Below are 16,265 nucleotides of genomic sequence, written 5' to 3'. Positions count from 1 at the left end.
AGGATAAGCGATGCCCTCGCTGAAGGAACTGCGCGCCCGTATCCAGGGCGTGAAATCGCAGCGCAAGATCACCAGCGCCATGAAGATGGTCGCGGCCTCCAAGCTGCGTCGTTTCCAGATGCGCGCCGAGGCGTCGCGCCCCTATGCGGAGGCGATGCGCCGGATGATCGCCGAACTCGCCGCCACCGTGCGCAGCGACGGATCGCAGCCGCTGCTCATGCGGGGCGGCCCCGGCAAGACGCATCTGCTGGTGATGCTCACCAGCGATCTCGGGCTTGCGGGCGGCTTCAACGCCAATCTGGCGCGTCTCATGGCCAGCCTGGTGCAGGATCTGGAGTCCGAGGGCGAGCGCGTGCTCATCCTGCCGCTCGGGCGCAAGGGCGGCGACGCGATGAGCCGCGCCTTTCCGGACAAGGTGATCGAGCGCGTGGCCGGAACGGCGGGACGCGAGGTGCCCTTCGCGACCGCGCAGTCGCTGGGCGGGACGATCGAGACTCTGCTCGCGGACGGCAAGGTCGATCGCGTGACGCTGGTGTTCAACCGCTTCGTCAACGCGATGACGCAGACGCCGCTGGCGCTGCCGCTCGTGCCGCTGGCCGTGCCGGACAATGACAACAGGGCCGACGACGCCCCGCAATACGAGTTCGAGCCGGAAGAGGACGAACTGCTCGCCAGCCTCCTGCCGCGCAATCTCCAGGTGCAGCTCTATGCCGCGCTGCTGGAAAGCGCCGCGGGCGAGCAGGGCGCGCGCATGACGGCCATGGACAACGCGACGCGCAATGCGGGCAAGGCGATCGACACCCTGACCCAGCGCTACAACCGCTCGCGTCAGGCCAACATCACCACCGAACTCATCGAGATCATCTCCGGCGCCGAAGCCGTTTGAGACCCCCGACCCAGGAGCCGAACACGATGTCCGAAACCCTTTCCCCCGAAATTCCCGCGAGCAGCCTCGGGAGCAGCAACGTCGTCGGGCGCATCACCCAGATTCGCGGCCCGGTCGTGGACGTGCAGTTCGAAGGGACGCTGCCGCATATCCTCAACGCGCTGCACGTGCAGAAGGGCGACCAGACGCTGGTGCTCGAAGTCGCGCAGGAGATCGGCGAGCGTGAAGTGCGCTGCATCGCCATGGACAGCACGGACGGGCTGAGCCGCGGCCAGGAGGTCAGGGACACCGGCACGCAGATCACGGTGCCGGTCGGCCCCGCGACGCTCGGGCGCATCCTGAACGTGGTCGGCGAGGCGATCGACGATCGCGGTCCGGTGAACGCCGACACGTATTACCCGATCCATCGTCCGGCTCCCGCTTTCGACGAGCAGGCGGCGGCGTCCGAGATCCTCGTCACCGGCATCAAGGTGGTGGACCTCCTCTGCCCCTATCTGAAGGGCGGCAAGATCGGCCTGTTCGGCGGCGCGGGCGTCGGCAAGACCGTCATCATCCAGGAACTCATCAACAACATCGCCAAGGCCCATGGCGGCGTGTCGGTCTTCGCCGGCGTCGGCGAGCGGACCCGCGAGGGGAACGACCTGTATTTCGAGATGCAGGACGCGGGCGTCATCAAGATCAACGAGGACGGCTCGACCAAGGGCTCCAAGGTGGCGCTGGTCTATGGCCAGATGAACGAGCCGCCGGGCGCCCGCGCGCGCATCGCGCTGACCGGCCTGTCCCTCGCCGAGTATTTCCGCGACGAGGAAGGGCAGGACGTGCTGTTCTTCGTGGACAACATCTTCCGCTTCACCCAGGCGGGCTCGGAAGTCTCGGCCCTGCTCGGGCGCATTCCCTCGGCGGTGGGCTACCAGCCGACCCTCGCCACGGAGATGGGCGCGTTGCAGGAGCGCATCACCTCCACGAAGAAGGGGTCGATCACCTCGGTGCAGGCCGTCTACGTCCCCGCCGACGACCTGACCGATCCGGCTCCGGCCGCGACCTTCGCGCATCTCGACGCCACGACGGTTCTGAACCGCTCGATCGCGGAAATGGGCATCTACCCCGCCGTGGACCCGCTGGATTCGACGTCGCGTTCGCTCGATCCGAAGATCGTCGGCGAGGAGCATTACCAGGTCGCGCGGTCGGTGCAGGTGATTCTCCAGACCTACAAGGGTCTGCAGGACATCATCGCCATTCTCGGCATGGACGAGCTGTCGGACGACGACAAGAAGATCGTCGCCCGCGCGCGCCGCATCCAGCGTTTCCTGTCCCAGCCCTTCCATGTGGCTGAGGTGTTCACGGGCGCGCCGGGCAAGCTGGTCTCGCTGGACGACACGGTCCGCAGCTTCAAGGAAGTGGTCGAGGGCAAGCATGACGACCTGCCGGAAGGCGCGTTCTACATGGTCGGCGGGATCGACGAGGTGATCGCGAAGGCCGCCAAGATGCGCGAGCAGGGCTGATCCCATGTCTGTGCAGCTCGAAATCATCAGCCCCGAGAAGCTTCTTCTCCGCAAGGACGTGCAGATGGCGGTGATCCCGGGCGCCGAGGGCGACATCGCGGCCATGCCGGGCCATGCGCCGATCATGATGATGCTGCGCGGCGGCCTCGTCTCCCTCTATGAGGGCGGCCAGATCGTCGAGCAGTATTTCATCAGTGGCGGTTTCGCCGACATGACGGCGGAACGCTGCACGGTCCTGGCGGACGAGGTGAAGATGCTCTCCGAAATCTCCATCGAGAACGCCCGCACCCGTCTCGCGGGGCTGGAATCGTCCTTTGCCAACGTGGCGGCCGAGGACATCTCCACCCAGGACACGATCGCCCGCCATATCCAGGCCGTCCGCGCCGAGATCGAGGCGGCCGAGTTGCTGCTGAACGCGACCCGTCACTGAACGGGGTCGTCTCGACGCCCGGGCGCGTCTCATGACCTTGCCCTGCGTCGGCCCCGTCAACCCGGCGTTGGAATTCGGACCCGGACACGACCGGCTTTCTTTCGGGGCTGGCCCTTTGTTGCAAAACAGGGCCAGATAGGGGCCGGGACTTTCCGGACGCACCCGCTCTCGAAAGCCCCGTATCGCAATACGGGCTGAGGATGTCCTTCATGAATGCTGCCGGCCGTGCCGGGGGAGAGCTATCCTGGCGCGGGATCGTGCTGGGGGCGCTCATCACGCTGGTTTTCACCGCGTCCAATGTCTATCTCGGGCTCAAGATCGGCCTGACCATCGCGTCCTCCATTCCGGCGGCGGTGATTTCCATGGCGGTGCTTCGGATGCTGGGGCGTTCGACCGTGCTGGAGAACAACATGGTGCAGACGCAGGCCTCCGCGGCGGGGACGCTGAGCTGCGTCTTCGCCGCCGTGCCCGCGCTGGTCATGGTCGGATACTGGCGGAATTTCCCCTACTGGCAGACCATGCTGATCTCGCTGGCAGGCGGCATGACGGGCGTGCTGTTCACCATTCCGCTGCGTCGCGCGCTGGTGACGCGGAGCGCGCTGCCCTATCCGGAAGGCGTGGCCTGCGCCGAAATCCTTCATGCGTCCTCGCCCGAGGGAGATGCGGCGTCGGTGCGTGCGCTGGCGTCGGGCGGGGTGATCGCCGCGCTCATGACGCTGGCCGGCGGCGGCCTGCGGCTGTTTTCCGACGGGGTCGGCGCGGTGGCGTCGCTGGGCAATGCGGTGTTCCGCATCCATGGCTCGTTTTCGCTGGCGCTGTTCGGCACCGGCTATCTCGTGGGAATCGGTGGCGGGCTGGCGATGCTGTTCGGCGTCGCGATCGGCTGGGGGGTGGCCGTGCCGTGGCTGACGGCGCTCACCGATCATGCGGGCGCCACGCCCCAGGCGCTGGCGACGGCAATCTGGCTGCACAAGGTGCGTTTCCTGGGCGCGGGGACGATCGCGGTCGCGGCGGTCGCGACGCTGCTCAGCCTGATGGGGCCGGTCGCGAGCGGATTGAAGGAGGCGCTCTCCGCGCGTCATCGCGCGACGGCGGGCGATTCGGACCGTGATCTGCCGCCCGTCGCGATTCTGGCGATCGGCGTGGTTCTGACGCTGACGCTCGCCGCGCTCTTCGCGCTGTTCCTGCATCCGGCGCTGCCGTTCGGCGCGGGGATGGCGGTTCCCGTGCTGCTCGGACTGGCCGCCTGTGTGGTGCTCGGCTTTCTGGTCGCGGCGGCCTGCGGCTACATGGCGGGGATCGTGGGGTCGTCCTCCTCGCCCATCTCGGGCATCGGCATCATCGCCATCGTCCTGCTCAGCCTCGCCATGCTGGGGCTGGAGGCGCTGCATCTCCTGCCGCCCGCCTTCGCCGCGCAGGACCAGAAGCTGGCCATCGCCTTCGGGCTGTTCGTCCTGACGGCGCTGACCGCCTCGGCGGCGATCTCGAACGACAATCTCCAGGATCTCAAGACGGGCCAGCTCGTGGGGGCAAGTCCCTGGCGTCAGGAACTCGCGCTGCTGATCGGCTGCGTCGTGGGGGCGGTGGTGATTCCGCCCGTGTTGAACGTGCTCTATCAGGCCTATGGCTTCGTGGGCACGCTGCCGCGCCCGGGCATGGATGCGACCCGCGCCCTCGCGGCCCCGCAGCCGGCGCTGATGGCGGCGATCGCCGAAGGGATTCTCCTGGGCGGGCTGGACTGGCCGATGATCCTGATCGGCGCGGCGCTGGGTCTGGGTCTGGTGGCGCTGGACCGGATCGCGCGGCGCTTCGGGTTCGCCGTGCCGCCGCTGGCGGTGGGGATGGGGATCTATCTGCCGTCGGATATATCCGTGACGATCGCGTTCGGGGCGGTCGTCAGCTGGCTGGTGCTGCGCGGGCGCAAGCAGGGCGAGGGAGGAATCGGCACCATGCTGGCCTCGGGCTTCATCGTGGGCGAGAGCCTGATGGGCGTGGCGCTGGCGGCGGTGAGCGGAGCCGCCGGACGGAGCGACGCGCTGGCCCTGCCGGTCGCGCCGGGGCTGGCGACGCTGCTGGGGGGCGCGGCGTTTCTCGGCGTGGCGCTCTGGTTCGCGCGGATGTTGCGCCAGTCCCGGAGGGACGATTTCGGGGGGCAGGAAAACCACCTCCAGCGGTGCGACGTTTGACTGTCTCCGAGGGGGTGTCATGAAGCTGAAGCGGCGGAAGGACGCCTCGTGCCGTGAAGATTCGAACCCATTTTTTCAGAAAAAGAAGAAATACCCTGCGAGCGACCGGAACAGGCCGCTCGTGTGGTCCATGACCTTTCCACGACTTTGTGACCGCAACCGCAGAAGGATGACCCCATGACGGATCGCACCCGCGCCGAGACCTCCCTGCCCGCCCGTACGACGCCGATCCGTGGCGTCGTTTTCGACATGGACGGTTTGCTGCTCGACAGCGAAACCCTCGCCATGGACGCGCTGGAGGAGGCGGCCCGCGATCTGGGTCATGACATGCCGCTGAGCTTCTGCCGCCGCATGATCGGCGTTCCGGCGGATGGGTGCCGCAAGCTGGTGCGGGAGGAATACGGCGCGGATTTCCCGATGGAGCGGTTCTTCCAGCTTCAGGAGGAGCATCTGCGCCGCTATGTCGATACGGGGCGGCTCGTGCTCAAGGAGGGCGTCGAGCCGCTGCTGGAACTGCTCGACGAATTGCAGTTGCCGCGCGCCATCGCGACGTCGTCGAGCCGGTATCGCGCGGAGCATCATCTGAAGCTGGCCGGGCTGGACGGGCGTTTTGACGCCGTGGTGACGCGTGACGACGTCATCCGGGGCAAGCCCGATCCGGAGCCCTATCTGAAGGCGGCGGAACGGATCGGCGTCGCGCCCGAGGACGGGCTGGCGCTGGAGGATTCCCATAGCGGCGCGCTGGCGGCGTATGCGGCGGGATTCCGCGTCGTGGTGGTGCCGGACCTGCTTGCGCCCTCGGAGGATGTGCGCGGAAAGGCCTTCGCCGTGGTGGAGAGCCTTCTCCATGTCCGCGACTGGCTGCGGCGCGTGGATATGTGAGGGAGGCGCCGGCGTCTAGGGTTGGTTGCGGAGATATGCGGCCAATATGAGGGCGTGATGAGGCGCGGCGTGGAGCAACGTGACCGGCCCGTGTTTCAGAAGCGCTTCAGAGGTGTCGGATAGCCTCGTCATGGTCGGTGTCCGTCAGTTCGGCGCGGTATCGGCAGCCGAACTCGGTCCATCGCGCGGGGGCGTGGCCGAACCGCTCGCGCAAGGCGGGATTCGGTGCGATCTCTTTCAGCCATAAGGTCAGCGCGGCCTTTCGCGGAAGAGCAGCCGATTGACGGTGCGCGGCTGGAGTGGCCGCAGTTTGTCGAGAAAATCCCGGTTCATCAATCTTTCAGGAAAGAGGGGCGGCTTTCTCCTGAGGGACGGGTGGAGGGGTGTGGGTGGGGTCTTCTTTTTCTGAAGAAAAAGAAGCAAAAAGACTTTTGATGGTCTGGCTGCGGTGTCTCATCGGGAGGTTTCGTGGTCAGGTCGGAAAGAGCGACGGCTCTTCGTTTTGCGGCATCCGGGTTCCACTGCATGACCAACCCTCTCATTCTTTCCTTCGGCAGCATCAATATTGACGTGACCGCGCGGACGCGGCGTTTGCCGCGCCCGGGAGAGACCGTGCATGGTGAGAGCTATGCCATCGGGCTGGGCGGCAAGGGGGCGAACCAGGCCGCCGCCGCGGCGCGGCTCGGGGCGGGGGTCGGGGTGAGCGCCGCTCTGGTGGGGCGGATCGGGCGTGACGCGTTCGGCGCGCGGGCGCGCGAGGCGCTCGGGGCGTTCGGGGTGGAACTGGAGGCCATGCGCGAGGATGCGGCGCATCCGACCGGGCTGGCGCTGATCGGGATCGAGGAATCGGGTGAGAACTGCATCACCGTGGTGGGCGGGGCGAACATGGCTGTCGGCGTCGCCGATGTGGCCGAGGCGGAGGCGGTGTTCGCCCGAGCCGCGGTCGTGCTGCTGCAACTGGAAGTACCGCTCGCGGCGGTGAGCGCGGCGGCGGAGCGCGGCAGGGCGGCGGGCGCGCGGGTTGTGCTCGATCCCGCTCCCGCGCCGTCCGGTCCCTTGCCCGCGGCGCTCTGGTCCCTGGTGGACGTGGTGACGCCCAATGAGAGCGAGACGGAGGCGCTGACGGGGATTCGCCCCGAAGGGCCGGAGGATGCGGCGCGGGCCGCGCGGGCGTTGCTGGCGCTTGGTGCGCGGGCGGCGGCCGTGAAGATGGGCGGGCGCGGCGTGTGGTGGCAGCAGGGGGAATCCGGCGGGTTCGTTCCGCCCTTGCCGGTGCGTGTCGTGGATACGGTCGCGGCGGGCGATTGCTTCAATGCCGGTCTGGCGGTGGGGTTGGCGGCTGGGCGCGATCTGGCCGAGGCGGTGCGGATGGCGGCGATCTGCGGCGCTCTTGCCGTGACGCGGCCCGGCGCGGCGGAGGCGGCGCCGGACTGGGAGGAGGTTCGCGCGCTGCTGGCGTGAGAGGCCGTTTCGTCGGCCCCATTGCCGGGGGCTCCGGGAACGGAGTCCGGGACGATCAGCCTTTGCTTTCGCGCACGGCTTTCACGTTGGCCTGCATGTTTTGCAGCGAAATCGCGCCGGGAATGACGCTGCTGTTGCCGAAGATGAAGGTCGGCGTGCCGTCGAGCCCGATGGCGCGGGCCAGGGCGAGGTTGTCGTTGAGTTCCCGGGCGATGCCGGGGTCCTTGATATCCGCGACCAGCTTGTCCGCATCCAGCCCGTTGGCCGAGGCAACGGCACGGACGCGGTCGAGACTTGGCTCCTGCTTGTCGAGCATCAGGGCGCGTTTCATCTTGTCGTATCCGCCCTGACGCGCGGCGGCGAGGATTGCCTGCGCGTCCAGCACGCTTTTCTCGCCCAGCACGGGGATGACTTTCTCCACCAGCCTGACATGGGAATCGGCGGCGAGCAGCTTGTCCACCACCGGAACCATGGCGCGGCAATAGCCGCAGCGCGGGTCGAGGAACTCGACGACCGTCACATCGCCGGAGGGATTGCCGCGCAGCGTATAGGCGGGGCCGGTCTCCAGCGCGGCGCGGTTGTCGCGGAGGGCGGTCAGCGCGCTGCTGCGGGCGTTCTTTTCCGCATCCCTTCGCAGGGCGATGATGGCGTCGCCAAGGATCGTGGGGTCGGTCTTCAGGGCGTCCCGCAGGATCGAGACGATTTCCTGACGCTGCGCCGGGGTAAAGCCGGAGGGCGGCTCGGCTCGTGCGGCGGGTGCGGCAAGGCCGAGCGCGGCAATGGCGGCGAAGAGATGCGGGCGAAGCGTCATGGGCGATCATTCCGGTCGGTCCGGGGGCGGGATCAGGGTTGCATAGGCTATTGCGGCGGATCGCGCAAAGGTGCGGGTGGGCGGGAGACGGTTTCAGGATTCTGATGTTGAAGCGGGAGCGGTCCGTCGGCGGCGGGGCGCATGAAACAGTCCCGGAGAGGCGGCACGGCCCGGAGGCATGTTGCCGCGCGCGGGGATCGCGGTTAGATGCGTGAGGGACGTGGTTGCCGTGCGGGATTCGGCAGGGCTTCGCACGCCTGCGGATTGGTCGCGGATTATATTCGGCCCGGACGGGCCTGGGGAGAGATCGCACGTGGTGCAACGCCGGCAGGACGCTCGACAGAAATTTCGCCGTTCCCGTCTCATCGCCGGCGCGCTTGCCTCGACAGTATTGTTCCTGTCCGGATGCGGTGGCGTGCCGCAGGGCGTCGCCATCATCGGGCACGACCTGTTCGGGCATACCAGCAATCTGCTGACTGGCTATGTCGGCGCCGTGGTGGCGGACGAGCCTCAGGCCGCGTTGGCCGGGCAGGACGTGCTGGCGCGCGGCGGCAACGCGGCGGATGCGGCGGCGACGGTCGCCATGGCGCTGGCGGTGACGTTGCCGTCGCGCGCCTCGCTGGGCGGCGGCGGGGCCTGCATCGCCTCGCGTCCGAAGGAAGCGCCGCACTCCTTTCTCTTTCTTCCCGTGGCTCCCTCCGGCGCGGGCGCGTCGAAGCAGGGCGATCGTCCGGCGGCGGTGCCGATGACGCCGCGCGGCATCTTCCTCATGCAGTTGCGCTACGGCAGCGTGGATTTCGCCGACACGCTGCGTCCAGCGATCCGTCTGGCGCGGGCCGGCATAACCGTCAGCCGGGCCCTGAGCAGCGATATCGCGGCTGTGCACAATGCGTTGTTTGCCGATGAGGTGGCGCGGTCGATCTTCTCCCGGGTCGACGGCACGCCCTTGCAGAGCGGCGACGAGCTCCAGCAGCCGGAACTGGCCAATTTCATCGAGCGCCTCGCGCGGATGGGCGTGGGCGATCTTTATAATGGCGCGTTGAGCGGGATTTTCGCCGAGGCGGCCACGCAGGCGGGCGGGGATCTCTCCCCGGAGGCGATGCGTGCGGCCTTGCCCGTCGAGGGGCCGTCCCTGCGGGTCGCGCAGGGCGAGACGGTGGCCTATTTCCTTCCGCCTCCGGCGGATGGCGGCTTCGGAGCGGCCGCGATGCTGCGCGGGGCGTCCGCCAACGGCGCGGTCGCGGCCTGGCGCGCGGCGCATGGCGCGCAGGGGGGCGATCTGGTCGCCCAGGCGCAGGCCATGCTGGATGGCGGCGAAATACGGAGCGGCGGCTCGTTGCCCGCCCTGCCGGCCTCAACCTCGTTTCTCGTGACCGATCGGCAGGGGAATGCCGTGGCCTGCGCCCTGACCGACAACAATCTCTTCGGCACGGGGCGCGTGACGGACGGAATGGGGGTCGTGCTGGCCGCTTCCCCGGCGCGGGTGGTGACGCCGCTGCTGGGGGCGTCGATCGTCGAATCGCGCGGCGCGCTGCGGGGCGTTGCCGCGAGTTCCGGCCAGAACGACGCGGCGGAGGCGCTCGGGGCCGCCGTTGGCGCCATCCTGAATGGCAGGCCGGTTCCGCATCGGGGGAGCGGTCGCGTGAATGCCGCGATCTGCGGGACGGACGGCGAATGTGTGGGGGAGACCGATCCGCGCGGATCGGGCCTCGCGGTCGGCACGCGGACGAACGGACGTCCCGGGAACTGACTTCATCCCATTCCGAAGCTGCGGACGAGGCTGCCTGAGACCAGTTGCCAGCCATCCACCAGGACGAAGAAGATGAGCTTGAAGGGCAGCGAGACGGTCGCCGGCGGCAGCATCATCATGCCGAGGCTCATCAGGATGCTTGAAACGACCAGGTCGATGACCAGAAACGGCAGATAGAGCAGGAAGCCCATCTCGAACCCGCGACTCAGTTCGCCGACCATGAAAGCGGGCATGAGCGCGCGCCAGGGGGCGTCCGTCGGATGGATCGGCTGGGGCAGATGGGCGAGGTTGAGGAAGGTCGCCAGATCCGTGCCCCGGACATGGGCCAGCATGAAGGCGCGGAAGGGTTCGGCGGCGGCCTTCAGCCCCTCCAGCTCGCCGATCTTTCCATTCATCATGGGCATGAGTCCCTCCGTCCATGAGCGGTCGAGCACGGGTTGCATCACGAAGAGCGTCAGGAAGAGCGCGAGCCCGATCAGCACGGTGTTCGGCGGTGTGCCCTGCGTGCCCAGCGCGTTCCGGAGCAGGGAGAGCACGATGATGATGCGCGTGAAGGCCGTGACCATCACCAGCAGGCTGGGGGCGAGGGAAAGCACTGTGATCAGCGCGGTGAGCTGCACCAGTCGACTCGTGGTTCCCGCGCCGCTCTGGCCGAGATCTATGTTGAGGGACTGGGCGAAGGCGTGAGCCGGCAGGAGGAGCAGGCCGAGGGCGATGATGAGGTGAAGGGAGCGTCTCACGGACCGGCCTCCGTCCCGCCTGTTCCGGGCCAGGGCAAGATGATGTCCTGGCTGCCGCCGGTCAGGACGACGAGGCGCGCGCCGTCGCACTCCACGAGCAGAAGCCGTCGGCTGCGATCCAGCATATGGCTGGCGCGCAGGGAGATCAGGGCGTCCGGCGGCGCGGCGAGGCGATGCTGCCAGCGCCTGAGCAGCGGGCGGCTCGCGAGCAGAAGCGCCAGAAGCGTGGCGAGAACGCTGATCGGATAGGCGAGATCGGAAACACTCATGTTGGGCCTGCGGGTCGATGTTCGTCCCGAGCCTAGAGTGGGAATCCATAACGGATGGTTAACGGGCGAGGGGGAAGAGCGCGAAAAATTTTCGCGTCGATTTTCCGGCCGAATCTTTGGTGTGGAAACGAAGCATTAACTTTTCGCCGCCATGCTCGGCTCCGCATCGAATCGATTCCTGACGAGTCGATTCCCGGAACGGCGAGAGGTGACAGAGAGCCATGCTGAACGCGGACAGGATCGCGCCGGAAACCGGCGGTCAGGGAACGGATCTGCTCGCTCTCGGAGCGCGGCGTCTGTCCTGGCTGTCCGCCCGTCAGGAGGTGTTGGCGGGGAATGTCGCCAATGCCGATACGCCCGACTTTGCGCCGAAGGACGTGACGCCGTTTCAGGCGGCCGTCGATGAATTCGATGTCGAGCCGGTGCGGACGAACGAGGCGCATTTCGGTGTTTCCGCGGACCCGGTGCGGGTGACGGCACGCCCGGCTTCGGAGCGATCTCTCGATGGCAACCAGGTGTCGCTGGAGCATGAACTGGAACAGGTCGCCGATGTGCAGGATCAGCAGCATCTCGCGACCAATCTCTATACGAAATACATGAGCATGTTTCAGACGGTGCTCGACAAATAAAGGGACAGGCAGGACAGGTCGTCATGGACTTTTCGAGCACTATCGGCGTTTCCACGAGCGGTATGGACGCGCAGAGCCAGCGTCTGCGGGTGATTGCCGAGAATCTCGCCAATGCGGATACGACCGGCTCGACGCCCGGCGCGGACCCCTATCGCCGGAAGACCATCACCTTCGGCGAGGCGATCGACGACGAGACGGGCGAAAGTTCCGTCGAGGTGCGGGAGATCGGGCGGGATCAGTCGGACTTCCAGCTTCGCTACGATCCGTCGCATCCCGCGGCGGATGCGCGGGGATATGTGAAGATCGCCAATGTGGACACCATGGTGGAGACGATGGACATGCGCGAGGCGCAACGCTCCTATGAAGCCAATCTCAACACGATGCAGGCAACGCGCACCATGCTCTCGCGCACGCTGGATATTCTGAAATGATCGGCAATGTGACGCAGGCCTTCAACGCCTATGCCGAGACCATGCGTCAGGCGGCGACGGCGCAGGGGGATCGGACGGGCGGCACGGAAGCCCCGGCGTTTTCAGCATCGTCGTCCGGAGCTGAATTCGGCAGCGTTCTCGGAAGTGCCGTCAGCTCCGCGATCCAGACCGGACATGGGGCGGAGGCCCTTGCCGCGCAGGGATTGTCCGGTCATGGTGACGTGACGGGCATCGTGACGGCGGTCGCCAACGCCCAGCTTGCCTTGCAGACGACGACGGTGCTGCGCGATCGATTCGTGCAGGCCTATCAGGACGTCATGCGGATGTCGATCTGAACGGCCATGCAAGCAGTCGATCTCCGCGCCATTCTGCATGAGACTCTGATGATCGCGCTCAAGCTGAGTGCGCCCTCGCTTATCGTCGCGCTGGGGGTTGGGCTGGTGATCGCGGTGTTCCAGGCCGTGACGCAGATCAACGAAGCGACACTGGCTTTCGTGCCCAAGGTGATCGCGATCGGGGTGGTGATGATGGTGACAGGCTCGTTCATGACCGGCACGCTCATCGCCTTCGGGCGCTTCCTGTTCGATCAGATGATTCTGGTGGGTGGCACATGACGCCGGAAGACGCGTTTCTGCGGGCGTTGCCGGTTCTGGCTCTGACGTTCGGGCTGGTGTTGTGCCGCGTCGGCATGGTGGTCATGCTCATGCCGGGGCTGGGAGAAAGCAGTTCGCCCGTGATGGTACGGGCGGGAATCGCGGCCTGCCTCACCCTTCTCGTCGTGCCGCTGGCGCAGGCGGGGTTCGGGCCGCAAGAGGTGGCCGGAGTGACGCCGCTGCGGCTGGCGGGCATGGGGGGCGTCGAGTTGCTGGTGGGGGGGCTCATCGGCTGGCTGGCGCGCCTGTCCGCCCTCATTCTGCCGGTAGCGGGACAACTCGTCTCGCTTCTGACCGGATTGTCCAGCGTGTTGCAGCCCGATCCCGAACTGGGCGCCTCGGCCGCCGTGCTCGGGCGGTTTTTCTCCCTTGCGGCGCCAGTGATGCTGCTGCTGTCGGGGGCATATGTCCTGCCGTTGCGTGCGTTGACCGGAAGTTACGTGCTTGTGCCGCTGGGCTGGGGCCCCGGCGGCCTGGCGCATATGCCTCTGCTGATGGATGCGACGAAGAGTGTGGTCTTGCTGACGAGCCGGATGTTCCTGTTGTCCATGCAGCTTGTCGCGCCGTTTCTGTTGTTTTCCCTGCTCTGGCAGGGCGCGCTGGCGATCCTGAGCCGGATCGTGCCGAATTTGCAGGTCTATTCCCTTGCCATGCCGCTCGGGATTTTCGGAGGCGTTGCGCTGACGGCCCTGATGGTGGAGCGCATTCTGACGGTCTGGATCGAGAATGCGTCCACGATCCTTTCCGGCCTGCCGGGACTGTAAGCCTTGGCGGAATCGGAAGACCGCACACAGGAACCATCGTCCCGGCGGCTTCAGAAAGCGCGGGGGGAAGGCAATGTTCTCCAGTCTCGGGAGGTGTTGACGCTGGGAGGGATGGGCGCCGGTCTGGTCATGCTGCTCTTCTACTTGCCGGGGCAATACGCGTCCTTCATGCGTGCCATGGCTGTATTGATGTTTCATGCCGGCGACGACGGCCTCTCCCTTGCCGCGCTCGGCCGGATCGCGATGAGGCACGGGCTGGCGCTTGTCGTTCCCGTCGGCGGATTCGCGGCGGTGGCGACGGTTGGGCTCGGGCTGTTCCAGACGGGATTTCTCCTGCGTCCGGAGGGGATCATGCCGGATATGGGCAGGATTTCTCCCGTGAAGGGGCTGACACGGGTTTTCGGGACCGGCGGGCTGATGGAGGGAGGGAAGGCCCTGCTCAAGATCGGCCTGCTCGGCGCGCTCGTCTATGGTGTGGCGCGTCGCAGCCTTCTGGAGGGGCTCTCCCTTGTCGGAGTCGGGCCTGTGCCGCTTTGCGGGACGTTGCTGCATGCGTTCGCTCGCCTCTCCATGACGCTGCTGGCGGGCTATGTCGTGATCGCGGGGCTGGATGTGTTCTGGCGATTCCGTCATCGCTTGTCGAAGCTGCGGATGAGCCGGCAGGAGCTCAAGGACGAATATCGCGAGACGGAGGGCGATCCGCATATCAAGGGGAGGATTCGCCAGCTCCGGACGCGGATGGCGCGTCAGCAGATGATGAAGGCGGTGAAGCAGGCGACGGTGGTGGTCACGAACCCTACCCATTACGCCGTGGCGCTCGTCTATGAGCGTGGAGCGCAGGCCGCGCCGAAAATCGTGGCGAGGGGCGTGGACGAGATGGCGGCGCGGATTCGCGAGGTGGCCATGGCCAACCATGTGCCGATCGTGCCGAATCCGCCTTTGGCGCGGGCCCTGTATCCCCTGCCGCTGGATACGGAAGTGCCTGTCGAGCATTTCCGTGTGGTGGCTGCGATCATCGCGTATGTCTGGCGGATCAGGAAAGGGCAGGGCGTCCAGGCGGGGAGGTGATCTTTTTTCACGAATCTGCAAGGAAAGTCTTGCCTTGTCATGGCAGAATCATGATATGTTCTCAAAAGAACAAATGCGAACGAATGGTTAATGGCGCACATGACGCATTGCCGTTGGTCGTGACATGGATGAGAGTGTGGAAAGCGGGGACGGGGAATGACCATGGACAAGACCAAGGCTCTGGAAGGTGCGCTCAGCCAGATCGAACGCGCGTTCGGCAAGGGCTCGATCATGCGGATGGGCCAGAGGCCCAAGGAGCAGGCCGATGTGATTTCCAGCGGCTCGCTGGGGCTGGATATCGCGTTGGGGATCGGCGGGCTGCCGCGCGGGCGCATCATCGAGATTTACGGCCCGGAAAGCTCGGGCAAGACGACTCTGGCCCTGCATGCGATCGCGGAAGCGCAGAAGAAGGGCGGCACCTGCGCCTTCATCGACGCGGAACATGCGCTGGACCCCGGTTACGCGCGCAAGCTGGGCGTGGATGTGGACAATCTGCTGCTCAGCCAGCCGGATGCGGGCGAACAGGCGCTGGAAATCGCCGATACGCTGGTGCGGTCGGGCGCGATCGACGTGTTGGTGGTGGACAGCGTTGCGGCGCTCGTGCCGCGGGCCGAGCTTGAGGGAGATATGGGGGACAGCCATGTCGGGCTTCATGCGCGGCTGATGAGTCAGGCGCTGCGGAAGCTGACGGGCACGGTGTCGCGCTCGAACACCATGGTCATTTTCCTCAACCAGATCCGCATGAAGATCGGCGTGATGTTCGGCAGTCCGGAGACGACGACGGGCGGCAATGCGCTGAAATTCTATGCGTCAGTCCGCCTGGATATTCGCCGCATCGGCTCGATCAAGGATCGGGACGAGGTGGTGGGCAACCAGACGCGGGTGAAGGTGGTCAAGAACAAGATGGCACCGCCGTTCCGGCAGGTCGAGTTTGACATCATGTATGGCGAGGGCGTCAGCAAGATGGGCGAACTGATCGATCTCGGCGTCAAGGCGAATATCGTCGATAAATCCGGCTCATGGTTTTCCTTTGACAGTCAACGCATCGGGCAGGGGCGTGAAAACGCGAAACAGTTCCTGCGTGAGCATGCGGAGGTGGCGAACGAGATCGAGCGGCGTGTCCGCGAGCAGGCCGGAGTTGTGGCGGAGGCGATGCTGACGGCGCCGGATGAAACGGAAGCGGCGGAGGCCGAACTCGACGTGTGAAATGGCCTGATGTCTTTCCGGCGAAGCGGTCATTGTCGACGCAAGGCATGAGGGTTCTTTTTTGAAAAAAAGAACCAAAAAACTTTTCCGACCTGGCGGCGGAGGTCCCTGATGAAACTCCGCGGCTAACCCCAATGCTGTTCACTTAATGATATAGATTGCGATGCGGATGTCGATCGGGGCTGGCGGGGACTGTGCCTTTGGTCTGATCGGGTAACCGGACATCTTGCATTTCGCGCCGCGTGGATTGCGCCGGCCGATGCGTGGTGTCAGGCGCTCCTGAAGGAGTTCGGCGAGAACCATCTTATGGAAGACCGTCCGGCTCCGAGGGGGAAAGGGCGACGGCTGCGGCTGCGGCCATCTTGCGACGCACGAGCCTGACGGCATGGAGAAAGGAGAGCCTGTCCGGGTCCTCGTTTGCGTTGAGGGCGGCCTCATGGATCAGGGCGCGGATTGCGAAGTGAGCCATGATCAGCCCGTGAAACTCCTGCCGTACCAGGTCTCCGTCGTCGAAAGATTTGGGAGTTTGGATGGTGTGAGATAACGGAGGAACTGGCCCCTCTGGTTATGCTGTTTAGGCGGCACGCTGCTGATGAA

18 protein-coding genes and 1 pseudogene are annotated in these 16,265 nt (G+C 66.2%); 14 read left to right on the top strand and 5 right to left on the bottom strand.

Annotation, left to right across the window (positions count from 1 at the left end):
- Window positions 1-10 precede the first annotated feature (10 nt).
- The 5 genes from EDC31_RS07430 (at window position 11) to EDC31_RS07410 (ending at window position 5,886) form a co-directional block, all read left to right on the top strand.
- On the top strand, window positions 11-886 hold the full coding sequence (locus EDC31_RS07430) for a F0F1 ATP synthase subunit gamma (protein WP_042058155.1): 876 nt from the start codon (window positions 11-13) through the stop codon (window positions 884-886).
- Between the two features lie 26 nt (window positions 887-912).
- Window positions 913-2,388, top strand: a complete 1,476-nt coding sequence (gene atpD, locus EDC31_RS07425; RefSeq protein ID WP_042058157.1) for a F0F1 ATP synthase subunit beta — start codon at window positions 913-915, stop codon at window positions 2,386-2,388.
- Window positions 2,389-2,392: 4 nt separating this feature from the next.
- Complete coding sequence (gene atpC / locus EDC31_RS07420; RefSeq protein ID WP_042058159.1) at window positions 2,393-2,818, top strand: ATP synthase F1 subunit epsilon; 426 nt, start codon at window positions 2,393-2,395, stop codon at window positions 2,816-2,818.
- 200 nt (window positions 2,819-3,018) lie between these two features.
- Window positions 3,019-5,004, top strand: a complete 1,986-nt coding sequence (locus tag EDC31_RS07415; RefSeq protein WP_042058162.1) for an OPT family oligopeptide transporter — start codon at window positions 3,019-3,021, stop codon at window positions 5,002-5,004.
- A gap of 177 nt (window positions 5,005-5,181) precedes the next feature.
- Window positions 5,182-5,886 carry an HAD family hydrolase gene (locus EDC31_RS07410; protein ID WP_042058165.1) on the top strand — a complete coding sequence of 235 codons (705 nt, stop codon included), beginning with the start codon at window positions 5,182-5,184 and terminating at the stop codon, window positions 5,884-5,886.
- A 106-nt stretch (window positions 5,887-5,992) separates the two neighbouring features.
- On the opposite strand, the gene EDC31_RS18500 is transcribed toward EDC31_RS07410, so the two are convergent.
- Window positions 5,993-6,223 (bottom strand): DUF488 family protein, N3 subclade, encoded by a 231-nt coding sequence (locus tag EDC31_RS18500; protein WP_081797544.1) that lies wholly within the window; start codon window positions 6,221-6,223, stop codon window positions 5,993-5,995.
- 188 nt (window positions 6,224-6,411) lie between these two features.
- Here EDC31_RS18500 and rbsK point away from each other — a divergent pair, with 188 nt between their 5' ends.
- Window positions 6,412-7,347, top strand: coding sequence for a ribokinase (gene rbsK, locus EDC31_RS07400; protein WP_042058167.1), 936 nt, complete (start codon window positions 6,412-6,414; stop codon window positions 7,345-7,347).
- Between the two features lie 55 nt (window positions 7,348-7,402).
- Here rbsK and EDC31_RS07395 read toward each other — a convergent pair whose 3' ends face one another.
- Window positions 7,403-8,158 carry a DsbA family protein gene (locus EDC31_RS07395; protein ID WP_042058170.1) on the bottom strand — a complete coding sequence of 252 codons (756 nt, stop codon included), beginning with the start codon at window positions 8,156-8,158 and terminating at the stop codon, window positions 7,403-7,405.
- 313 nt (window positions 8,159-8,471) lie between these two features.
- Here EDC31_RS07395 and EDC31_RS07390 point away from each other — a divergent pair, with 313 nt between their 5' ends.
- A complete protein-coding gene (locus EDC31_RS07390) occupies window positions 8,472-9,908 on the top strand; it encodes a gamma-glutamyltransferase (RefSeq protein ID WP_042058173.1) in 1,437 nt (478 codons plus the stop codon).
- A gap of 2 nt (window positions 9,909-9,910) precedes the next feature.
- Here the strand turns inward: EDC31_RS07390 and fliP are convergent, their stop codons facing one another.
- Entirely contained in the window at window positions 9,911-10,648 is a 738-nt protein-coding gene (gene fliP / locus EDC31_RS07385; RefSeq protein WP_042058175.1) for a flagellar type III secretion system pore protein FliP, read from the bottom strand.
- Window positions 10,645-10,917 (bottom strand): hypothetical protein, encoded by a 273-nt coding sequence (locus EDC31_RS17915; RefSeq protein WP_042058177.1) that lies wholly within the window; start codon window positions 10,915-10,917, stop codon window positions 10,645-10,647. The genes fliP and EDC31_RS17915 overlap by 4 nt, the downstream gene beginning before the upstream one ends.
- A gap of 221 nt (window positions 10,918-11,138) precedes the next feature.
- On the opposite strand from EDC31_RS17915, the gene EDC31_RS07380 reads away from it, so the two are divergent.
- From EDC31_RS07380 to recA, 7 genes are all read left to right on the top strand, one after another.
- Window positions 11,139-11,546 (top strand): flagellar basal body rod protein FlgB, encoded by a 408-nt coding sequence (locus EDC31_RS07380; protein ID WP_042058179.1) that lies wholly within the window; start codon window positions 11,139-11,141, stop codon window positions 11,544-11,546.
- 23 nt (window positions 11,547-11,569) lie between these two features.
- Window positions 11,570-11,977, top strand: coding sequence for a flagellar basal body rod protein FlgC (gene flgC, locus EDC31_RS07375; protein WP_042058181.1), 408 nt, complete (start codon window positions 11,570-11,572; stop codon window positions 11,975-11,977).
- Window positions 11,974-12,312, top strand: coding sequence for a flagellar hook-basal body complex protein FliE (locus tag EDC31_RS07370; RefSeq protein WP_042058184.1), 339 nt, complete (start codon window positions 11,974-11,976; stop codon window positions 12,310-12,312). Before flgC ends, EDC31_RS07370 begins: the two co-directional genes overlap by 4 nt.
- A 6-nt stretch (window positions 12,313-12,318) precedes the next feature.
- The gene (locus EDC31_RS07365; RefSeq protein WP_042058187.1) at window positions 12,319-12,591 is read left to right on the top strand and encodes a flagellar biosynthetic protein FliQ; all 273 of its coding nucleotides are present in this window, start codon (window positions 12,319-12,321) and stop codon (window positions 12,589-12,591) included.
- Complete coding sequence (locus EDC31_RS07360) at window positions 12,588-13,394, top strand: flagellar biosynthetic protein FliR (RefSeq protein ID WP_042058189.1); 807 nt, start codon at window positions 12,588-12,590, stop codon at window positions 13,392-13,394. Before EDC31_RS07365 ends, EDC31_RS07360 begins: the two co-directional genes overlap by 4 nt.
- Window positions 13,395-13,397: 3 nt before the next feature.
- Entirely contained in the window at window positions 13,398-14,462 is a 1,065-nt protein-coding gene (locus tag EDC31_RS07355; protein WP_042058190.1) for an EscU/YscU/HrcU family type III secretion system export apparatus switch protein, read from the top strand.
- 162 nt (window positions 14,463-14,624) lie between these two features.
- The gene (recA, locus tag EDC31_RS07350; RefSeq protein WP_186819997.1) at window positions 14,625-15,668 is read left to right on the top strand and encodes a recombinase RecA; all 1,044 of its coding nucleotides are present in this window, start codon (window positions 14,625-14,627) and stop codon (window positions 15,666-15,668) included.
- A gap of 304 nt (window positions 15,669-15,972) precedes the next feature.
- Here the strand turns inward: recA and EDC31_RS17680 are convergent.
- Window positions 15,973-16,170, bottom strand: a pseudogene (locus EDC31_RS17680) (hypothetical protein); the annotation flags it as partial.
- Window positions 16,171-16,265 lie beyond the last annotated feature (95 nt).

The organism is Acidomonas methanolica, from assembly GCF_004346035.1.
GTDB classification, from domain to species: Bacteria; Pseudomonadota; Alphaproteobacteria; order Acetobacterales; family Acetobacteraceae; genus Acidomonas; species Acidomonas methanolica.
The sequence above is the reverse complement of the archived record's forward strand: the minus strand, read 5'-3'. Positions and strand labels throughout refer to the sequence as shown.

Coding starts and splice junctions, on each gene's coding strand:
- EDC31_RS07395 (WP_042058170.1), bottom strand. CDS start 8,158: ATGACGCTTCGCCCGCATCTCTTCGCCGCCATTGCCGCGCTCGGCCTT.
- atpD (WP_042058157.1), top strand. CDS start 913: ATGTCCGAAACCCTTTCCCCCGAAATTCCCGCGAGCAGCCTCGGGAGC.
- atpC (WP_042058159.1), top strand. CDS start 2,393: ATGTCTGTGCAGCTCGAAATCATCAGCCCCGAGAAGCTTCTTCTCCGC.
- EDC31_RS07360 (WP_042058189.1), top strand. CDS start 12,588: ATGACGCCGGAAGACGCGTTTCTGCGGGCGTTGCCGGTTCTGGCTCTG.
- EDC31_RS07370 (WP_042058184.1), top strand. CDS start 11,974: ATGATCGGCAATGTGACGCAGGCCTTCAACGCCTATGCCGAGACCATG.
- recA (WP_186819997.1), top strand. CDS start 14,625: ATGGACAAGACCAAGGCTCTGGAAGGTGCGCTCAGCCAGATCGAACGC.
- EDC31_RS17915 (WP_042058177.1), bottom strand. CDS start 10,917: ATGAGTGTTTCCGATCTCGCCTATCCGATCAGCGTTCTCGCCACGCTT.
- rbsK (WP_042058167.1), top strand. CDS start 6,412: ATGACCAACCCTCTCATTCTTTCCTTCGGCAGCATCAATATTGACGTG.
- EDC31_RS07380 (WP_042058179.1), top strand. CDS start 11,139: ATGCTGAACGCGGACAGGATCGCGCCGGAAACCGGCGGTCAGGGAACG.
- EDC31_RS07430 (WP_042058155.1), top strand. CDS start 11: ATGCCCTCGCTGAAGGAACTGCGCGCCCGTATCCAGGGCGTGAAATCG.
- EDC31_RS07415 (WP_042058162.1), top strand. CDS start 3,019: ATGTCCTTCATGAATGCTGCCGGCCGTGCCGGGGGAGAGCTATCCTGG.
- flgC (WP_042058181.1), top strand. CDS start 11,570: ATGGACTTTTCGAGCACTATCGGCGTTTCCACGAGCGGTATGGACGCG.
- EDC31_RS07365 (WP_042058187.1), top strand. CDS start 12,319: ATGCAAGCAGTCGATCTCCGCGCCATTCTGCATGAGACTCTGATGATC.
- EDC31_RS07410 (WP_042058165.1), top strand. CDS start 5,182: ATGACGGATCGCACCCGCGCCGAGACCTCCCTGCCCGCCCGTACGACG.